18 protein-coding genes are annotated in these 19,588 nt (G+C 72.5%); 9 read left to right on the top strand and 9 right to left on the bottom strand.

The genetic code is table 11. From position 1 onward, the window contains the following. Positions 1-83: 83 nt before the first annotated feature. Positions 84-1,250: a sensor histidine kinase gene (locus C7C45_RS20160; protein WP_110565239.1), complete on the top strand. Its 1,167-nt coding sequence runs from the start codon at positions 84-86 to the stop codon at positions 1,248-1,250. Next, entirely contained in the window at positions 1,241-1,885 is a 645-nt protein-coding gene (locus C7C45_RS20155) for a response regulator (protein ID WP_110565238.1), read from the top strand. The genes C7C45_RS20160 and C7C45_RS20155 overlap by 10 nt, the downstream gene beginning before the upstream one ends. A gap of 203 nt (positions 1,886-2,088) precedes the next feature. Here C7C45_RS20155 and C7C45_RS20150 read toward each other — a convergent pair whose 3' ends face one another. Continuing rightward, positions 2,089-2,466 (bottom strand): signal peptidase I, encoded by a 378-nt coding sequence (locus C7C45_RS20150; RefSeq protein ID WP_110565237.1) that lies wholly within the window; start codon positions 2,464-2,466, stop codon positions 2,089-2,091. 62 nt (positions 2,467-2,528) lie between these two features. On the opposite strand from C7C45_RS20150, the gene C7C45_RS20145 reads away from it, so the two are divergent. Then, positions 2,529-2,921, top strand: a complete 393-nt coding sequence (locus tag C7C45_RS20145) for an ankyrin repeat domain-containing protein (protein ID WP_110565236.1) — start codon at positions 2,529-2,531, stop codon at positions 2,919-2,921. Positions 2,922-2,953: 32 nt separating this feature from the next. Further along, positions 2,954-3,904, top strand: coding sequence for a DUF3500 domain-containing protein (locus C7C45_RS20140; RefSeq protein WP_110565235.1), 951 nt, complete (start codon positions 2,954-2,956; stop codon positions 3,902-3,904). 112 nt (positions 3,905-4,016) lie between these two features. Here the strand turns inward: C7C45_RS20140 and C7C45_RS20135 are convergent, their stop codons facing one another. The 8 genes from C7C45_RS20135 to C7C45_RS20100 form a co-directional block, all read right to left on the bottom strand. Next, positions 4,017-4,775, bottom strand: a complete 759-nt coding sequence (locus tag C7C45_RS20135) for a class I SAM-dependent methyltransferase (RefSeq protein ID WP_110565234.1) — start codon at positions 4,773-4,775, stop codon at positions 4,017-4,019. 426 nt (positions 4,776-5,201) lie between these two features. After that, positions 5,202-5,396, bottom strand: a complete 195-nt coding sequence (locus C7C45_RS20130; protein ID WP_110565269.1) for a helix-hairpin-helix domain-containing protein — start codon at positions 5,394-5,396, stop codon at positions 5,202-5,204. 61 nt (positions 5,397-5,457) lie between these two features. Beyond that, positions 5,458-5,949 carry a DUF2231 domain-containing protein gene (locus tag C7C45_RS20125; protein ID WP_110565233.1) on the bottom strand — a complete coding sequence of 164 codons (492 nt, stop codon included), beginning with the start codon at positions 5,947-5,949 and terminating at the stop codon, positions 5,458-5,460. Between the two features lie 435 nt (positions 5,950-6,384). Then, complete coding sequence (locus tag C7C45_RS20120) at positions 6,385-7,125, bottom strand: GAF and ANTAR domain-containing protein (protein WP_110565268.1); 741 nt, start codon at positions 7,123-7,125, stop codon at positions 6,385-6,387. 178 nt (positions 7,126-7,303) lie between these two features. After that, positions 7,304-9,595, bottom strand: coding sequence for an accessory Sec system translocase SecA2 (gene secA2, locus C7C45_RS20115; RefSeq protein WP_110565232.1), 2,292 nt, complete (start codon positions 9,593-9,595; stop codon positions 7,304-7,306). Between the two features lie 74 nt (positions 9,596-9,669). Beyond that, positions 9,670-11,421 carry an ABC transporter ATP-binding protein gene (locus C7C45_RS20110; RefSeq protein ID WP_110565231.1) on the bottom strand — a complete coding sequence of 584 codons (1,752 nt, stop codon included), beginning with the start codon at positions 11,419-11,421 and terminating at the stop codon, positions 9,670-9,672. Positions 11,422-11,472: 51 nt separating this feature from the next. Then, a complete protein-coding gene (locus C7C45_RS20105) occupies positions 11,473-12,561 on the bottom strand; it encodes a zinc-dependent alcohol dehydrogenase (RefSeq protein WP_110565230.1) in 1,089 nt (362 codons plus the stop codon). Beyond that, positions 12,554-13,564 (bottom strand): Gfo/Idh/MocA family protein, encoded by a 1,011-nt coding sequence (locus C7C45_RS20100; RefSeq protein WP_110565229.1) that lies wholly within the window; start codon positions 13,562-13,564, stop codon positions 12,554-12,556. The genes C7C45_RS20105 and C7C45_RS20100 overlap by 8 nt, the downstream gene beginning before the upstream one ends. A 226-nt stretch (positions 13,565-13,790) precedes the next feature. On the opposite strand from C7C45_RS20100, the gene C7C45_RS20095 reads away from it, so the two are divergent. The 5 genes from C7C45_RS20095 to ctaD all read left to right on the top strand — a co-directional run bounded on the left by C7C45_RS20095 (position 13,791) and on the right by ctaD (position 19,576). Next, complete coding sequence (locus tag C7C45_RS20095; RefSeq protein WP_244200469.1) at positions 13,791-14,774, top strand: glucosyl-3-phosphoglycerate synthase; 984 nt, start codon at positions 13,791-13,793, stop codon at positions 14,772-14,774. Positions 14,775-14,910: 136 nt separating this feature from the next. Beyond that, a complete protein-coding gene (locus C7C45_RS20090; RefSeq protein WP_110565227.1) occupies positions 14,911-16,068 on the top strand; it encodes a glycosyltransferase in 1,158 nt (385 codons plus the stop codon). A 95-nt stretch (positions 16,069-16,163) separates the two neighbouring features. Then, the gene (locus C7C45_RS20085; RefSeq protein ID WP_110565226.1) at positions 16,164-16,622 is read left to right on the top strand and encodes a DUF4383 domain-containing protein; all 459 of its coding nucleotides are present in this window, start codon (positions 16,164-16,166) and stop codon (positions 16,620-16,622) included. A gap of 109 nt (positions 16,623-16,731) precedes the next feature. Continuing rightward, on the top strand, positions 16,732-17,460 hold the full coding sequence (locus C7C45_RS20080) for an STAS domain-containing protein (RefSeq protein WP_110565225.1): 729 nt from the start codon (positions 16,732-16,734) through the stop codon (positions 17,458-17,460). Between the two features lie 124 nt (positions 17,461-17,584). After that, positions 17,585-19,576 (top strand): aa3-type cytochrome oxidase subunit I, encoded by a 1,992-nt coding sequence (gene ctaD / locus C7C45_RS20075; RefSeq protein ID WP_110565224.1) that lies wholly within the window; start codon positions 17,585-17,587, stop codon positions 19,574-19,576. Positions 19,577-19,588 lie beyond the last annotated feature (12 nt).

Below are 19,588 nucleotides of genomic sequence, written 5' to 3'. Positions count from 1 at the left end.
GGTGGGGTGGCGGCCGGGCACGCGGTACTCGTGACCGGCCGCCATTCGACCCGAGACGACACGAGCTACGGAGGGACGGCCTGATGGCAGAGCGCGCGGCGCACGGTCGGCGATCGTGGATCGCCGCCGTGGCCGGCCCGACGGCGGGCGTGGTGCTGGGCGTCCTCACCGCGGTGGCCGAGGTGCTGTTCCTGCTCCTCGCCGGGCTCGTCGTGGTCGTGGTCTCGCCGGCGCCGGCGGCCCGCCGCCGCATCGGCACCACCACCATCCGGTACGCCAGACGCATTGCCGAGTGGGAGCAGCACCGCCTGGCTGTCAGCGCCTCGCAGCCACCCCCTCCCCCGGTCCGGGCGAGTGGACCGCGCGTGCTCGGCTACCTCGCCGCCCGTCTCCTGCCGGCGGCGCTCGGTTTGCTCACCGCCGGCCTGCTCGTGGTCGGTGCCGTACTCGCCGCCATCGTGGTGCGCTCCTTCGTCGCGGGCACCATGACCGCGGCCGGCTTCCTGCTGCAGGGGCTCATCGGGGCGGCCCTGCTGCTGGTGAACCTGCAAGCGATCGCCAGCGTCGCCACGCTGGACCGGTGGCTGGCCCGCGGCCTGCTCGAATCCCACACCCGGGCGGCGCTGCACCAACGGATCAGCGAACTGACCGTCAGCCGGGCCCGCGTCCTCACCGCGGTCGACGCCGAACGCCAGCGCATCGAACGCGACCTCCACGACGGGCTACAGCAACGCCTCGTCGCGCTCGGCATGCTGCTGGGGCGCGCGCGCCGTAGCCGCGACCCGGACAAGGCGGGCGCGCTTCTCGTACAGGCGCATGAGGACGTTCAACGCGCCATCGACGAGCTGCGGGACGTGGCCTGGCGGGTCTACCCGTCCGCGCTCGACCACACCACCCTGGACGAAGTGCTGGCGATGGTGGCACAACGATCCGCCACCCCTGTCCAGATCAGCTATGACGTGCCGGTCCGGCCCGCCCGACCGATCGAGACCGTGCTCTACTTCGTGGCCTGCGAAGCGATCACCAACACCACCAAACACGCCCGAGCCACCCTGATCACCATCGAGATCGAGAAACGGGACGCGAGAATCGAGATGCGCGTACGCGACGACGGCACCGGCGGCGCCGACCCGCACGGCAGCGGCCTACAGGGGCTCGCCCGCCGGGTCACCGCGCTGGACGGGCAGTTCGACCTGCACAGCCCACCCGGCGGCCCGACGACGATCCGGGCGGTGCTGCCATGCGCATAGTCCTTGCCGAAGATTCCACCCTGCTCCGCGAAGGGCTGGCCCGCCTCCTCGCCGACGAGGGACACCAGGTGGTCGCCGCCGTCGCGGACGCCGACCAGCTCGTCACCGCCGTCGAGCAGCACCGCCCCGACGTCGTCGTCACCGACGTCCGCATGCCGCCCACCAACACCGACGACGGGCTACGGGCCGCGCTGGAGATCCGACGCCGCTGGCCCGACATCGCCGTGCTCGTCCTCTCCCAGTACGTCGAGAAGCGCTACGCCGCGAAACTCCTCGCCGACCGGTCCGAAGGCGTCGGCTACGTCCTGAAGGACCGGGTTGCCCAGGTCGAGGACTTCCTCGACGCGCTCGACCGCGTCGCCGCCGGCTCCACCGCCCTCGACCCCGAGGTCGTCCGGCAGCTCATCTCCGCGACCAGCCACACCGACCCGCTCAACCGTCTCACCCCACGGGAACGCGACGTGCTGCACCACATGGCTCAGGGGCACACCAACGCCGCCATCGCCGAGCGCCTGCACGTCTCGCAGAGCGCGGTCGAGAAACACGTCAACACCATCTTCGACAAGCTCGACCTCACCCACGCCACCGGCTACAGCCGCCGCATCCTCGCGATCCTGCAGTACCTCGGCTCCTAGACGAGCAGGTCCTAACTCACGACGGGGCTGGGGTCGCAGCGAAGGGCGCTCGTCATCCGCTTTGGCTGCCCGCCACGTCGATGTGCTGTTGAGCGGTATACCTCAGAGGTATGAATATGACTCTCAGGTATACCGGTCACTACCGCATCCAGCCCCACGGAGGTGACCGGCAGTCACCGTCGGCCGCTGGCGAGGAAAGCCGATCAGTGCAGGACCGGAGGGTCCACCCGGTAGCCGGGCAGGGACGGCCACCGCACTGTCAGCACCACCGACGCGCGCTCGGCGAACCAGGAGTGGTCCACCCCGCGGGCCCACACCACGTAGTCGCCCGGCGCGGCCAGCCGTACCGTCCGGTCCGGAAGCTCCACCCGAAAACACCCCTCGACGAGTACGAGCAGAGTGGTTCGCCGTTCCCCGGTCGCCCACCGCGACCGGGCCTGCCCAGGCGGATGCACGCCCCACTTCACCTCGACGTCGGTGCTGTGCCGGATCTCCCCCGGCGGCGCGAAGTGCCCGAGCAGCCAGCCGGCGTTGGTGGCACCGTCGACACCCGCGTTGCCCACGTACACCGTCTCACCCATCGGACCCTCCCCAGCGCACCGGCCGAGCAACCTATCAGGGCCGGTGCGACTAGCCTGGACCGGTGACCGACGACCTCGACGCCGAGACGCTGGCATTCGCGCACCGGATGTTCGACCTGGCCCGGGCCGGCTCCACAGCGGAGTTGGCCGCGCAACTCGACGCCGGCCTGCCGGTCAACCTCACCAACGACAAGGGCGACACGCTGCTGATCCTGGCCGCCTACCACTCTCACCCGGACACGGTGGTCGCCCTGCTCAGTCGGTGCGCCGACCACTCGCGGGCCAACGACCGGGGTCAGACCGCGCTGGCCGCCGCGGTGTTCCGCAGCAGCACCGAGGCGGTCCGCGCGCTCCTCGCCGCCGGGGCCGACCCGGCCCACGGCAACCCGTCGGCACTCGAGACCGCCCAGTTCTTCGACCTGGCGGAAATGGCGGAGCTGCTGCGCGCCGGCTGACACCGGCGCGGATCTGCCGGTATACAGGGTCGGTGGAAGATCCCCTGCCCGAGCAGATGCGCGCCGCCAGCACCACGCTGCTGGCCGCGCTCGACCCCGCCACCCGCGACAGCGCCGTGCACCCGTTCGACGACGAAGCAACCCGGCGTTGGCTGGAGTACCGGCCCCGACCTCGCCCCGGCGTCTGCCTCGCCGAGTTGGACGTCGCCGGCCGCAAGGCCGCCCACCGGCTGCTGGCCACCGCGCTCAGCCCCTCGGCGTACGCGCAGGCGATGGCGATCATCGCGCTGGAGGAGGTCCTCGATCGGGCCGAGGGCTGGCACCGTGGGCGGCACAGCGGCGACTACTGGGTGGCCGTCTTCGGCGATCCGGCGCGCGACGACCGCTGGGCGTGGCGGCTCGAAGGACACCACCTGTCGGTGAACATGACCGTGGTGGACGACCAGGTGTCCCCCGCGCCGATCTTCTTCGGTGCCAACCCGGCCGCGGTCCGGTACGCCGGCCGTCCGGTCTCCCGCCCCCTCGGTGTCGAGGAGGACCTGGCCCGGGCCCTGCTCGACGCGTTGGGGCCGGCCGAGCGGGCCGCCGCGATCATCGCCGACGAGGCGCCGGGAGACATCATCAGCGCCACCCGCGGGCGGGTCGACGGACCGCTGGAACCCCTCGGCGTGCCGGCGGATCGGTTGGGGCCGACCGGCCGCGCGTTGCTCGACCAGGTGGTCGCGCTCTACCTGGACCGGCTGCCGCCCGAGCTGGCCATCCGGGAGGCGACCCGGCTGGACGCCGGCCAACTGCACTTCGCCTGGGCCGGCCCCACCCACCCCGGGCAGCGGCACTACTACCGGGTGCAGGGCGACGACCTGCTGATCGAGTACGACAACACGACCGCGGACGGCAACCACGCGCACACCGTGCTGCGCCGCCCCGCGAGCGATTTCGGTTCCGACATCCTGGCGACCCACCACCAGACCCACCCCCACTGACCACCCACCCAACCCCGCTGCGCGGTCGATCATGAAGTCGTGGTGGGCGGCTTGCCTCGATCCGCGACTTCCGCGCGGCACCACAACTCCATGATCGACGCTCGCTCCGAAGTCAGGGGCGGGTGGCCTCGATGAGGAACCGTTGGGCGTGGGCCACGAAGGGGCCCTCGTCGGTGATCTGGCGGTGCAGGTCGCGCAGTTGTTCGCGATAGCGGTCGACCGTGAACCCGGGCACCGTCCAGATCACCTTGCGCAGGAACCAGACCACCGCCCCGATGTCGGAGAACTCCGCGCGCAGGGTGGCGTGGCGCAGGTCGACCACCCGCAGGCCAGCGGCTTCGGCGGCGGCTACCGCGTGCTCGGGGTGCCGCTGGGTCGGCGCCGGCAGTGGCCCGAGGATCGCCTCACTCAGCTCCCGCATGGTGCCCGCACCGATCTGCTGCGACAGGAACGTCCCACCGGGCCGCAGCACCCGGGCCGTCTGCGTCCAGTCGGTACGCACCGGATGCCGGCTGACCACCAGGTCGAAGGACGAGTCGCGGAACGGCAGCGGGCCGTCCGGGGCGACCGCCACCACCGTCGCGCCCACCCGGCGCAGGGTCCGCCGGGCGACCTCGACGTTCGGCGGCCAAGCCTCGGTGGCCGTCAACAGCCTCGGCGGGCGCGGCACCTCGGCGAGCACCTCCCCGCCGCCGGTGTCCACGTCCAGTGCCGCGTCGACGCGCGCCATCCGATCGGCGACCAACCGGGCGTAACCCCAGGGCGGGCGTTCCTCGGTGGCCCGGCCAGCCAGCCAGCCGAACCCCCAACCGTCGACCGGTGCGGCGGCCGCGTCCGCGATCAGGTCCTCGGCCACACGCTCAGCGTTCATGGCGGTCAGCCTCGCCGGCCGGCCGCACGGCCGGCAACTCATTTGCCGCCGGGCCGAAGCGGACCGCCGCAGACCCGGGCCCGCCGCTGACCCGGGCCGCCGCAGACCCGGGCCCGCCGCTGACCCGAGCCGCCGCAGACCCGGGCCCGCCGCTGACCCGAGCCGCCGCAGACCCGGGCCCGCCGCTGACCCGGGCCGCCGCAGACCAGGCCCGAAGCGGACCGGGGCCGAGCCGCGGAGCGCCGAGGCGGTGCAGCCCTGCCGCGGACGGAGCACCGCTAAGAAGCCAAGCCAAGCGGCCAAGCCAAGCAGCCAGGCCAAGCAGCCAGGCCAAGCGGACCGGCCCGGTTAACTCCCAAGGCTCGGGAGGGCCGGTGGTCCGGCGGCGTCGGCGAGCGTGCGCGCCTTTTGTGGGCAGCGGCAGTCTCAGCCGAGTCCCAGGTTGTGCTGTTCGAGGGCGGCCTGGAGGATGCCGAGGGCCTTCGGCCCCATGCCGTGCAGTTTCGCCAGGTCCGACCGGGGGACGCCGGCGAGTTGGCGCAGTGTGGTGTAACCGGCGCCGTGCAGGGCGCGCGTCGCCGGCGCACCGATCTTCGGAAGCGTGTCCAGGGGCGAAGTCATCCGCGGATGGTAGACCGGCCAGTTCAACCGGGGCTGACCCTGCACCCCAGGCCCGGTCGGATCAGGGGCGCGGGCGGACGATCTCGATGGTGGAGCCGGCGAGCGCGTCGAGGGTGCCGGCCTCGGCGCGGCCGGTGTCGAACTCGTGCATCAGCCGGGCGCCGAGGTGCACGCCGACCCCGCCGACGGCCAGCGCTACCAGCTCGGTGATCAGGATCGCGGCTGACGCGCCGCGTTGCGGGGACTGTGACCGGACCAGGCAGGTGAGCAGGAACATGGCGGCCATCACCGTGTTGACCAGGTTGAACGCGATCGCCGTACGGCGGGTGCGGTCACCTGGCACGTCCCACAGGTCGACCATTCCGGCCACGGCGGTCAGCGCGGCGGCGACGAGGGCGGCGACGCCCGTCCAGTAGCCGACCTCGCCCAGGAAGGCCGGCCCGCCGAGGACGTCGATGAGATCGAAGACGGTGGCGCTGACGAAGAGCCCGAGCGGGAACGTCACCAGCATCGGTTGGATTGGGTGCCCCTGCACCCGCAGGCGACTCTGCATCGGTCCTCCCCCGGGTCGACACACCGCACAGAGACCAGAGTGCTACCCGAGTGTGGTCCGGACGAAACGACGCCGCCCGACTCGCCGCCGACCGGGAGAACGGGCACCCAACCGCCCCAGACCCCAGGAACAGCAGGTGATCGACTCCATGTCGGCGAGGTGGGGGTGTCCCCGCGCCCGGATAGCCCCACATCGGCGACCTGGAGTCGATCAAACGGGCACGCGCCAAGCGGAGGCTCGATCGACTCCGTATCGGCGACGTGGCGGTATTCCAGCGCCCGGATACCCCCACATCGGCGACCTGGAGTCGATCAAACGGCGCCCACGCCCAGACGGGCCCACGCCAGACGGCCGGGCGGTCAGACGGCCGGGCGGTCAGACGGTCAGGCGGTCAGACGGTCAGGCGGGCGGTCAGACGGCCGGGCGGTCAGACGGTCAGGTGTCGCGCTGGCGGGAGACCGTCCGGACCAGTCGCTCGGCCACCTCGCGCAGCGGGATGTCCAACGACGACGCGGCGGCCCGCAGCACTTCCAGGGCCTCGACCGGTGGGCACCCGCGCTGCGTCATGATCACGCCGACGGCCTGGCCCACCACCCCGTCGTGCAGCAGCGAGGCGTCCCGTTCCCCGGCGAGAGCGGTTTGTCGACCTCGGTCGCGGACGGCGGCCAGCAGCAGGCCGGCGTGTTCGGCGAGCAGCATCGCGGTCAGCTGGTGTTGCGGGGTGAGCAGGTCCGGCGCACCGGCGTAGAGGTTGATCGCCCCGATCACCTGGTCGTCGATGTCGACGGGCGCGGAGATCACCCCGCGTACGCCGAGGTCGCGGGCGCGCGCCGTCCAGACCGGCCAGCGCGGCTCACCGGTCAGGTCGACGGCGAGGATCATCTCGCGGCGTCGGATCGCGCTCATCGCCGGCGAGTCCGGCCCGTGTCGCAGGTCGTCCAGCTCGGCCACCTGCTCGTCGGAGGCGGCCACGCCAGCCGGTTCGCCGGCGCGAAGGGCGGTGAACCCGCACCAGCGCACCCCGGCCACGGCGTCCCGGGTGACCCGGACCAGCGCGAGCAGCGCCTCATCGAAATCGGTCAGCGCGATCAGGCCGGCGGTCAGCTCGCGCAGCAGCGCGGCGGTTTCCAGGACGCCGAGGTTCTGTAGCACCGGTTCCCGCGTGTCGAGGTTCACCGGTCCGCAGCCTCCGTGCACCCTCGCGTCTGCCCATCGGGCATCGTCACCTGTGTCATCGTCTGCTCTCTCCCGACTTGACCGACCAGCCCTACTACCCTGCGAACACTGGGTCGAAACGGCGCAAATCAGGGCCCCTGCCGCACACGGACGCGCAACAGGGGCCCGACTGCACGCGTCAGCGCGAGGCGCCGCTGAGCCGCCGCCCGATGGACGCGATCAACCGGTCCAGCTCGGAGCCGAACGGGTTGTCGTGCACCAGGTACGTCCAGGTCGCGGTGGGCCGGACCAGGGTGCCGTCGTCCGGCTGCCAGTCCTCATCGAATTCGGTCTCGTTGAAGGTGGCGATGGTGCGGGCCTCGATCTCGGGGATCAGGTCGTTGAACGCGGGCACCGCCGCCCGGTGGAACTCGTCCAGCGGGTCGAGCCGGCCCAGCGCCCGCAGGTGCACGCCCTCGCGGACCTCCGACAGCTCGGCCAGGTGCTCGGCCCAGAGCCGGTCCAGGTGGTAGAGCGCGATCGACCGGGCCGCGCGGGCGAGCAGGTCCTCGTCCATCTCGCCGGCCTTCTCGGGCTCCTTCTCCAGCAGCATCACCGCAGCCACGTCGCTGGTCAGCAGCCGCTCCCGCCGTGCGGCGAGGGCCTTGCGCTGCTGCTCTATCACCACGCTGTAGCGCCAGGTGTTGCGGTGGATCTCGTGGTTGACGCCCTCGGCGACCCGCTGGGCGTGCTCCACCGCGTAGTCGACCTGCTCGTCGGTCACCAGGCCGTCGGCGTTCATCCGCGGCGACGGCGGCACCGCGTCGGCGGCGTGCCGGACGACCAGGTCGTCCTCCAGGCTGACCAGGAAGACCGAGCCGCCCGGGTCGCCCTGCCGGCCGGCCCGACCGCGCAGCTGGTCGTCCACCCGGCGGCTGTCGTGCCGGCCACTGCCGATCACGTAGAGGCCGCCAAGCTCGGCGACCCGCTCCCGGTCGCTCTGGTCGCTGCCGCCGAGCCGGATGTCGACGCCTCGGCCGGCCATCTGGGTGGAGACGGTCACCGCGCCGTACGCGCCGGCCTCGGCGATGATCGCCGCTTCCTCGTCGTCGTTCTTGGCGTTCAGCACGACGCAGGGCACCCCGGCCGCGTTCAGCCCGGCGGCCAGGCTCTCGGACTCCTTGACGTCCAGCGTGCCGATCAGCATCGGCCGCCCCTTGGCGTGCCAGCGCTGGATCTCGTCGATCAGCGCCTCGTCCTTCTCCGCCCGGGTGGCGTAGATCCGGTCCGGTTCGTCCTCGCGGATGCACGGGGTGTTCGGCGGGATCACCGCGACCTCGAGGTCGAAGAACTCCCGCAACTGGTCGCCGACCAGCACCGCCGTGGCGGTCATCCCGCAGACCTTCGGGTAGAGCGCGATGTACGCCTGCACGGCGATGGTGCCCAGCACCTCACCCTCGGCGGTGGCGTCGAGGCCCTCCTTGGCCTCGACCGCCGCCTGGAGCCCGTCCGGCCAGCGGCGGCGCTGGGCCACCCGGCCACGCATCTCGTCGACCAGCTCGACCGAGCCGTCCCGGACGATGTAGTCCACGTCCCGGTTGAGCAGCACCTGCGCGTGCAGCGCCACGTGGACCGCCGAGAGCTGCACGACGTGCTCCTCGTCGTACAGGTCGATGCCGAGCTTGGCCTCGATGGCGGCCAGGCCGGCGGCGGTGAACGCCACGCTCCGCCCGTCCTCGGCGACCGTGTAGTGCTTGCCCTTGCGCAGACCGCGGACGAGCGCGGCGGCGGCGTGCACCGGGTCCTGCTCGCCCGGCACCGCGCCGGCCAGGACCATTGGCACCCGGGCCTCGTCGATCATGATGGAGTCGGCCTCGTCAACGATCGCGGTGGACAGCGTGGGCTGCACCCGCTCGTCGACGTCGGTGACCAGCTGGTCGCGCAGGTAGTCGAAGCCCGCCTCGCTGACCGAGACGTAGGTGACGTCGCAGGCGTACGCGTCGCGCCGCTCCTGCGGGGTGGAGGCCTCGTTGACCCAGCCGACGGTGAGGCCGAGCAGGGTGTACACCGGCTCCATCCACTGCGCGTCGCGGCGGGCCAGGTAGTCGTTGATGGTGAGCACGTGCACCGGCCCGTTGCCGAGCCGGACGTGCCCGTACGCGGCGATCGTGGCTGTCAGTGTCTTGCCCTCACCGGTGGCCATCTCGGCGACCTTGCCCGAGAGCAGCGACATGGCGCCGAGCAGCTGCACGTCGTACGGCCGTTGGTCGAGCCCACGGCGGGCGGCCTCGCGGCCGATGGCGCAGATCTCCTCGTAGCCGACGGCGGCACCCGCGGCCTCGGTCAACTCGGCGTCGTCGAGGGCGGCGAGCTCATCGGCCCGCGCCTCGATCGCCGGCAGCAGCTTCTCCAGCGGAGCAAGATCCACGGTCGAGCCGGGGCGCTGGAGGAACCGCCGGAACTTGCTCTTGAACCGTTGCGACACACCCATGAGCGGCAACGGTACGCGATTCCGGGCGGCGTGCGCGGCCCGGCCGCCGGCAAGTTGGTCCCGACGCGCCGGAGTCAGCCGACGAGCAGCTGATGGGTGGCGAGTTCCCGGTAGAGCGGGTCGGTGGCGGTCAGCTCGGCGTGGGTGCCCACGGCCACCACCCGGCCACCGTCGAGGACGACGATCTGGTCGGCGTCGACCACGGTGGCGAGCCGGTGCGCCACGATCAACAGCGTTCGGCGGACGGCCACGGCGTCGATGGCGCGGCGCAGGGCGACCTCGTTGCGGGAGTCGAGGTTGCTGGTCGGCTCGTCGAGCAGCAGCACCGGTGGGCCGGCGAGCAGTGCGCGGGCGATGGCCAGCCGCTGCCGCTCGCCCCCGGAGAGCAGCACCCCGCCCTCCCCCACCTGGACGTCCAGGCCCTGCGGGGTGCGGTCGGCCAGGTGGCTCAGGTTGACCTCGTCGAGGACACCCCGCAACCGGTCGTCGGTGGCGTCGGGGGTGGTGATCAGCAGGTTTTCCCGCAGTGTGCCGGCCAGCACGGGGGCCTCCTGCTCGACGTAGCCGAGCCGGGCCCGCAGCGCGTCGCGGGGCAGGTCCCGTACGTCGCTGCCGTCGATCCGGACGGCCCCGGCGCTCACCTCGTAGAAGCGCTCGACCAGGGCGAGCAGCGTCGACTTGCCGGCGCCCGAGGGGCCGACCAGCGCGGTGCGGGTGCCGGTGGGCACCGAGAAGCTGACGTCGTGCAGCACCGGTTCCCCGCCCGGGTAGCCGAACCCCACCCGGTCGAACTCGATCATCGGGGTGGGGCCGCGCGGGGTCGCCGTCGCGCCCGCGGGCGCCGGCTGGTCCGCCGTATCCTCCGCCGGCACGGCGAGGATCTCCTCGATCCGCTGCAGGGCGCCCAGGCCGGACTGCAACTGGGTGTACGCCCGCAGCACCTGGCCCAGCGGCAGGGCCAGGAAGAACAGGTACATGACGAAGGCGACCAGGTCGCCGACGGTGATCGCCCCGGCGGCGACCCGCGCCCCGCCGACGCCGAGCACCAGCAGGAAGGCGCCCTGCACGGTGACCGAGCCGATCGGCCCGACCACCGCCTGCACCCGGGCCACCCGCAGCCCCGCCGCGTACGCCTCGCGGGCGCTGCCGGTGACGGTCTCGGTCTCCCGGGCCTCGGCGCGGCTGGCCCGGATGGTCCGGGCGGCGGAGATGGCCCGCTCCACCGCCGAGGTCATCTCGCCGATCCGCTCCTGGGCGGTGCGGGCCAGGGCCCGGACCCGGCGGGCGAAGGTGGCCGCGAAGCCCAGCCCCGACGCCACCCCGAGCAGGGTGACGCCGAACAGCAGCGGGTCGAGCAGCACCATCGCCGTTGCGGCGCCGACGACCATCACCGCCCCGGTGACCGTCTCGAAGAGCCCGGACGTGACGACCGCTCGCAGCAGCGTGGTGTCCGAGCCGACCCGGGAGAGCAGGTCGCCGGTACGCCGGCGGTCGTACTCGGCGATGGGCAGCCGCAGCAGGTGCCCGGCCAGCCATCGCCGGGTGCCCAGCACCAGCCCTTCGGCGGTGCGTTGCAGGAGGTAGTCGCGCAGCCCGCCGATCGCCGCGCCGAGCACCACGAGCGCCACCAGCACCGCCACCAGGTCGGACACCGGGTGGTCGGCGCCGATCCGGTCGAGCACCGACCGGGTGAGCAGCGGCTGCGCCAGCGACGCTGCCGCGCCGACCAGCGACAGCGCACCCACCACGGCCAGGGTGCCGCGGTGCTCCCGCAGGTACGGCAGCAGCGCGGCCAGACCGACGGGCCGGCCCTTCGGGGTGCTCATGCCGGGAACGGTAACCCGCCCCGTCGACCGGCGAGCGCGCTCCGCCCGAGGTCAGGCGGACAGCACCACCTGAAGCTCCTGGCGGCGACGCTCGGCCAGGTCGGTGAGCAGGGTGGGCGCCTCCTCGAACGGCACCACCGCCGAGACGAGGTGCTTGCGGATCACGTCCCCGTACGTGCGGAGCAGGTCGACGGTCTCGGCGGAGAGCCGCTCGCGGTCCCAGGTGGGGGCGAGCCCGCGCGGCACCCGGCCGATCTGCGCGCAGCGCAGCGACAGCCCGTTGTGGTGGAACTCCTCACCGAGCCGGACCGCCTCCGCGCCGCCCTGGTAGAAGGCCAGGTCGATGACGGTGCCCTGGGGTCGTAGCAGCCGCAGGGCGAGCTGCAACGCCCACGCCTGCCCCCGGCACTGGAACACCACGTCGGCGCCCCGGTCACCGGCGGTGTGCGCCCAGCGGGTCTTGAGCACGACGGCCGGGTCGTCGACGTCCGGGTCGAGGGTTTCCAGGCCGAGCGCCTCGGCGACGTCACGGCGTTGCGGGGTGGGGTCGAGCACCACCACCGAGGCGGCGCCGTTGCGTCGGGCGAGCAGCGCCGTCAGCAGCGCCACCACACCGGCGCCGACCACGGCGACCCGTCGGCCGCGTACCCCGTCGCCGAGCGCGCGCACGTCGACGCCGTGCAGGTCGGCGGCGGCGTGCAGCAGACCGTTGGCGCAGATCGGGCCCATGTGCGCGACGTAGACGCCGAGCAGCGGGTCCAGGTCGTCGGGCAGCGCCACGAACCGCTCGGCGACCGGGTCGGCCAGCCAGCCGGTGCGGTGCCCGTACGTCATCGCGCCGACCGTGCCCACCGCGACGGCCGGGGTGTCGCTCTCCACCACCCGACCGACCTGCATGTAGCCGAGGCGGGTCACCGGGTACGGCGTGCTCGCCGCGCCCGGCTGGAACAGCCCCAGGTCGGCGTTCCAGGTGACGTTCAGGTAGGGATTGGTGCCCTTGACGTAGCTCAGCTCGGTGCCGGCGGAGACGCCACTGAACAGCGTCTCGACCCGGAACGTGCCGGGGCGCAGCGGCGCGGCGTCCTGCTCGACCACCTCGACCCGGCCGGGCCCGGTGACCACCACGACCTTGTCACGCATCGACGGCCACCCCCGTGCTCAGCACCGCCGGGCCGGTCGCGGTGGCGAGCCGCACGGTCGCGCCGCTGCGGGCCGAGTCGGCCACCGCGAGGGCCAGCCGTTGGGTGGCCAGCGCCTCGGCGTACGGGACACGCACGTCGTCGCCGATGCCGCGTACGACGTCGATGAAGGCGCGGTCCACCGCCACCCGGGCGGCTTCCGGGTCGGCGGGGATGTGTCGTTCACCGTCGGCGTCCCGGATCGACAGGCCGTCCTCGGTGAGGGCGAGGGCCAGCCCGTCGGCGAGGATCTCCAGGCCGGCGCGGTGCTTCCAGCCGAGCACGCAGGCCGCGCTGAGCGTGCCCACGGCACCGTCGGCGAAGCGCAGCGCGGCGGTGGTCACCGAGTCGATGTCGGCACCGTCGACCGGCGGCGGAGTGCCGTTGCCGTACGCGGTGACCTCGGTGACCTCACCGGCCAGCACGCGGATCAGGTCCAGCACGTGGGCGGCCTGCTCGACCACCGGGCCGCCCGAGCGGTCCCGCCGCGCCCACCACGCCACCGGGGGCACCTTGTCCAGCCAGGCGCCGCTGACCATCCGCACCGGGCGGCCGGCGAGCAGTTCGCGGGCCTCGTCGAGCACGCTCAGGTAGCGCCAGTGGTGCCCGACGGCGGTACGCAGCCCGGTGCGGGCGACCAGGTCGGCGATCCGCTCGGCGGTGCCCAGGTCGACGGCGACGGGTTTCTCCACGAACATCGGCACCCCGGCCTCGATGACCGCTTCCTCGGCGGGGCCGTGCGCGAACGGCGGAACGCAGACGTACACCGCGTCCGGGCCGGTGGCCAGCAGTTCGGCGACGTCGGCGCAGGCCCGCGCGCCGTGCGGTGCGGCCAGCGCGGACGCCGCCTCCGGCGCGACGTCGGTGACCCCGACCAGCTCGACGTCGTCGAACCCGGTCAGCACCCGCGCGTGACGTTGTGCCACTCCGCCGGCTCCGACCAGACCCACCCGGCATGCACGCATCCGACACCCCTCCACAGACGTTTCCTATGTGATGGGAGCAGTCCCCTGGGGTGTGCGCAATCAAACGTTCATCCCCCGGGAACGCGGCAGCGTCACCCCCGTGATCAAGCTGTTGCCAAGAAAGCGGTTAGCGCGCGCTGAGGAATGGGAACAACCAATTTCGGTTTTTCCACGCTCGAACGGAGGGGTGCCCGTGCGGGATACGACACCGAGCGTGTCACCGGTGGTGGAGGCCTGGGCCACGTACCGGACGACGTCTGCTGCGGACTGGCCGGCACGCCGGCTGCTGCGTGCCAAGGGAGGGACCCGGGTCAGCGTGGTGCTGCCGGCACGCAACGAGGAGGCCACCGTCGGCGCGATCGTGTCGACCATCCGGGAGCACCTGATGGATCGGGTCGCCCTGGTCGACGAGCTGATCGTGGTGGATTCCCGCTCGACCGACCGCACCGCCCAGGTGGCCCGTGCCGCCGGCGCGGAGGTGGTCAGCCAGGACGCGATGACCCGCGGGCTGCCCCGGCTGACCGGCAAGGGCGACGCGCTCTGGGCCGGTCTGGCCGCCGCCGAGGGTGACGTGGTGGCGTTCATCGACGCCGACCTGCGGGAGTTCCGGCCGCATTTCGTGAGCGGGCTCCTCGGCCCGCTGTTGACCGACCCGTCGGTCGACTTCGTGAAGGGCTTCTACCACCGGCCGCTGGTGGGCACCGCCAACGTGGAGCAGGACGGCGGGGGCCGGGTGACCGAGTTGATGGCCCGACCGCTGCTCAATCTCTTCTGGCCCGAACTGGCCGGCTTCGTGCAGCCCCTCGCCGGCGAGTACGCGGGGCGCCGCGACGTGTTGGCCCAGGTGCCGTTCGTCTCCGGGTACGGCGTGGAGACGGCCATGATGATCGACCTGCTCGACCTGGTGGGCCTGGACGCGATGGCGCAGGTCGACCTCGGTGAGCGCAAGCACCGGCACCAGGACACGGCGGCCCTCGGCCGGATGTCCGCGCAGATCATGTTGACCGCCTGGTCCCGGTTGCAGCGGCGCGGGTGGGCGACCCCCGGGCTGGCGCCGGAGGCGATGCTGACCCAGTTCCGTCGCGGTGGCTCGGACACGTTGCCGAACCTCGACCGCGAGATCGTGGTGAGTGACGTGTCCATCGAGGAGCGCCCGCCGCTGGCCGAGCTGCGCCACCGGGTGCCCCGCCGGCGGGTGGCCGCCGCGTGACCGCGAGGAGTGAGTCGATCTCGCGAGCCCCGCAGTCGCGAACCGGAGGCACCGTGACCGCGAGGAGTGAGCCGATCCTGCGAGCCCCGCAGTCGCGAACCGGGCGCACAGTAAGCGGCCGGAAGGGACGGGCGGAATGAGCCTGACCGTGCTGATGAACGCCGGCCCGTGGCTGTCGGTGCCACCGCCCGGCTACGGCGGCATCGAGAACGTGATCGCCACGCTGGTGCCGGAGCTGCGGCGACTCGGTGTACGGGTGGTGCTCGCCTCGGTGGGCAGCAGCACCCTGCCGGTGGACGAGCAGGTGTCGGTCTTCGCGGACGGGCAGTTCGCGGCCCTGCAGCGGCCGTACAACCAGGTCTGCGGGATCGCCCAGGCGCACCTCGCCGGGGTGGTTCGTGAGCTGCACTCCCGCGACGACATCGACCTGGTGCACGACCACGTGGAGGCGGTCGGGTTGGCCACCCTCGCCGCGATGGGACCGGCCGGCCCGCCGACCCTGCACACCCTGCACTGGGACCTGGCCAAGCACCCGGCGCTCTACGGCAGCCTGGACGGCGGCGACCGGGTCCGGGTCAACGGCGTCTCCGCGTCGCAGCTGGCCCGGGCCCCCCTGGCGCTGCGGGAGCACTCGGTGGGGCACGTGCACCTGTCCACCCCGCTCGCCCTGGACGCCGACCGGCGGCCCCGACCGGACAAGGGCGAGCACCTGCTCATCCTGGGCCGGATCAACCCGGGCAAGGGGCAGGACGTGGGTGCCCGTCTCGCGCATCGGGTCGGGTTGCCGCTGGTGCTGGCGGGGCCGGTCGGCCCGTACCATCGGCCGGCCGATCTGGCGGCGGCCGGCGACGAGGCGCGGCAGAACCCGGACGTGCGGTTCTTCCTCGACGAGGTGGCGCCGCACGTCGACGGTGACCTGGTTCGCTGGGTCGGCACGGTGGCCGGTCAGGAGCGCGACGACCTGTTGGCCGCTGCCCGCGCGTCGCTGTTCCCGCTGCGGTGGGAGGAGCCGGGCGGCACGGCGGTCGTCGAGTCCCTCGCCCTGGGAACCCCGGTGGTGGCCACCAGCCGGGGCTGCCTGCCGGAGCTGATCGAGCACGGCCGCACCGGGCTGCTCACCACCGACGAGGAGGAACTGGACGATCTCGTACTCTCCGCCGAGTTGCTCGACCCCGACGAGTGCCGGCGGGTGGCCGCGCAGCGGTTCACCCCCGAGGTGATGGCGCAGCGCTACGTCGAGCTGTACGAGCGGGTCCGCCAAGGGACCAGCGCGGCACGGCTGCTCCCGGCCTGACCGTCGGCCCGGCCTGAGCGTCGGCGGCGGTTTGTCGGTGGCGGCAGCGGGTAGCCCGGCAGCGCTCATGCCCGCCGCCCAGCGAGGAGCCGGTGATGGTCGGACCGATGGCGCACTCCCGGGCCCGCCCCAACCCGGCCGACGGCAAACCGCCGGTCCGCCGCGCGGCGGCGTCGGTGGGGGTGCTGTTCCTGTTGGTCGGCGCGCTCGGCTTCGTGCCGGGGATCACCACCGGGATGGACGCCCTGCGCTTCGCCGGCCACGGCTCCGGCGCGTACCTGTTCGGCGTCTTCCAGGTGTCGGTGCTGCACAACCTGGTGCACCTGGCGTTCGGGGTGGCGGGTCTGGTGCTGGCGCGGACGGTCACCGGCGCTCGGGCGTTCCTGATCGGCGGCGGCGCCGTCTACCTGGTGTTGTGGCTGTACGGGCTGGCGGTGGACCACGACACCGCGGCGAACGTCCTACCGGTCAACGACGCCGACGGCTGGCTGCACCTGGGCCTCGGCGTCGGCATGATCGCGTTGGGTCTCCTCACCGGGCGGCCCCGTCGGTGACCTGCCGAGGCGGGCCGTGACCTGCCTCGCTCCGCCGTCGGCCCGGTTTGGTGTCGCGTGGCCTCGGGTAGTTGGCAGATCCCGACCCAGCAGCGAATCGAGGGCGCCGATGTCCAGCCGGATCACCTGCGACGTGCGCGCCACGGCACCGGTGGCGGTCGTCCGGCTCCGTGGCGCACTGGACCTGGGCACCATGCGGTCGGTGCACCAGGCGCTCAACGGCGCTCTCGTCGAAGGGACCGAGGCGCTCGTGGTCGACCTGGCCGAGGTCGACGTTCGGGACCGGCTGGCGCTGTCGGTCTTCGCCGCGACCGCCCGCCGGGCCGAGGAGTGGCCGGCCGTGCCGGTCGTGCTCTGCTCACCCTCGCCGGTGGCCGCGCGGTGGCTGGCCGAGTCGACCACCTGCCGGGTGGTCCCGGTGTCGTCGGACTGCGCCGAGGCGACCCGGGCGGCCGGCGCGACGTCCGCGTTGCGGATGCGGGCTCGGTTGGATCCGGTGGCCGGGGCCTGCCGGCGGGCCCGGGACCTGGTCACCGACGCGTGCGCGCGGTGGAACCTGCCCGACGCGGCCGGCCCGGCCGCTCTGGTGCTCAGCGAACTGGTCGGCAACGTGGTCCGGCACGCCGGCACGCCGATGCAGGTGACGGTGACCCTGCGCCGGCCGTACCTGCACCTCGCGGTGGTGGACGGCAGCAGCGCCCAGGCCCGCGCGGGCGGGACGGATCTGTACGCCGAGGGTGGCCGGGGCCTGCTGCTGGTGCGGGAGCTGACCCAGCGCTGGGGCAGCGTGCCGGCGGGTCCGGGTAAGGCCGTCTGGGCGATGCTGCCGGCGACCTGACCGTTCGAGCCGCTCGCGCCGGTACTGGCGATCTGACCGAAATTCCCGCTCTGGGCTGGTTACATGGTGAGAGGGTCGGGTAGGCACGCCCGTCCTTTCTGCCGTCACGACGGGGTGAGCAGCCATGCCCAAGCGGGTAACCACGGAACCCGGTCGCGATCGGGGCCCGGCGATCCTGGCACCGGCCCGCTTCGGGGGGTTCCCCGGAGCGGTACGGGCACCGGTCCCCGGCAGCTCGTTGATCAAGTTCCTCGCGACCACCGACCACAAACAGATCGGCCTGCTGTACCTGCTGACGTCCTTCGGGTTCTTCCTGCTGGCCGGGCTACAGGCGATGCTGATGCGCGCCGAACTGGCCCGCCCGGGGATGCAGTTCCTCTCCTCCGAGCAGTACAACCAGCTCTTCACCTCGCACGGCGCGGTGATGCTGCTGCTGTTCGCCACGCCCGCGGCGTTCGGGTTCGCCAACTTCATCGTGCCGATCCAGATCGGCGCACCGGACGTGTCGTTCCCCCGCCTCAACGCGCTGGCCTACTGGCTGTACCTGTTCGGTGGGCTGATGGTGGTCGGCGGGTTCCTCGCCCCCGGCGGCTCGGCGGACTTCGGGTGGACCGCGTACAACCCGCTCAGCAGCGTCGAGAACAGCCCCGGGGTGGGCGCGAACATGTGGGTGGTCGGCCTGGTCATCTCCGGGCTCGGCACCATCCTCGGCGCGGTCAACCTGATCACCACGATCCTCACCCTGCGCGCCCCCGGGATGACCATGTTCCGGATGCCGATCTTCACCTGGAACATGCTGTTCACCAGCGTGCTGGTGATCCTCGTCTTCCCGCTGCTGGCCGCCGCGCTGCTGGCGCTGTCCGCCGACCGGCTGCTCAACGCGCACGTGTACGACGCGGCCACCGGTGGCCCGATGCTCTGGCAGCACCTGTTCTGGTTCTTCGGCCACCCCGAGGTATACATCATCGCGTTGCCGTTCTTCGGCATCATCACCGAGATCATCCCGGTCTTCTCCCGCAAGCCGCTCTTCGGCTACACCGGGATCGTGCTGGCCACCATCGCGATCACCGTGCTGTCCATGACGGTCTGGGCGCACCACATGTTCGCCACCGGCCAGGTGCTGCTGCCGTTCTTCAGCATCCTCAGCTACCTGATCGCGGTGCCCACCGGCGTGAAGTTCTTCAACTGGATCGGCACCATGTGGAAGGGGCAGCTCACCTTCGAGACACCGATGCTGTTCGCCATCGGCTTCCTGGTCACCTTCCTGCTCGGCGGTCTCACCGGGGTGCTGCTGGCCAGCCCGCCGGTCGACTGGCACACCCACGACAGCTACTTCGTGGTGGCGCACTTCCACTACGTGGTGTTCGGCACCGTGGTCTTCGCGCTCTTCGGCGGGTACTACTTCTGGTGGCCCAAGATGACCGGACGACTGCTCGACGAACGACTCGGCAAGGCGCACTTCTGGACCATGTTCATCGGCTTCCACGGCACCTTCCTGGTGCACCACTGGCTGGGCAACGAGGGCATGCCCCGCCGGTACGCCGACTACCTGCCCAGCGACGGATTCACCACGCTCAACACCATCTCCAGCATCTTCGCCTTCATCCTCGGCCTGTCCACGCTCTTCTTCATCTACAACGCCTGGAAGTCCTGGCGTTACGGCGCGATGGTGACAGTGGACGACCCGTGGGGCTTCGGCAACTCCCTCGAATGGGCCACCAGCTGCCCGCCGCCGCTGCGCAACTTCGACCGGATGCCCCGGATCCGGTCCGAACGCCCCGCGTTCGACCTGAAGTACGGCCCGCTCGTCGCCGATCTGGGCCGGGACCTGCCCCAGCGCACCACCAAGCCGCCGCAACACTTCGCCGAGGAGTTTCGGTTGGAACACCACGCCCCGGAGTCGCCGGCCGCCGAGGGCGCGCACGGCGCCCAGGACGCGACCGACTACCAGCCGGCGCCGCGCTCCGGTGCCCGGCCGGTGGATGTGCCGGAGCCCGAGGGCGTCCGCCGGCCGAGCTTCGAGCAGAGCGACGCGCCCAAGGACGCCGAGGACGCGCCGAAGCCGCACGAACGCTGGCGCCACCCGCACAGCGACGGCAACCCCGAGGAACACTGACCGGGGTACGCC

It is taken from the genome of Micromonospora arborensis (genome assembly GCF_003205615.1).
Classification (GTDB): Bacteria; Actinomycetota; Actinomycetes; order Mycobacteriales; family Micromonosporaceae; genus Micromonospora; species Micromonospora arborensis.
This window is presented reverse-complemented; position numbering and strand designations above follow the sequence as displayed.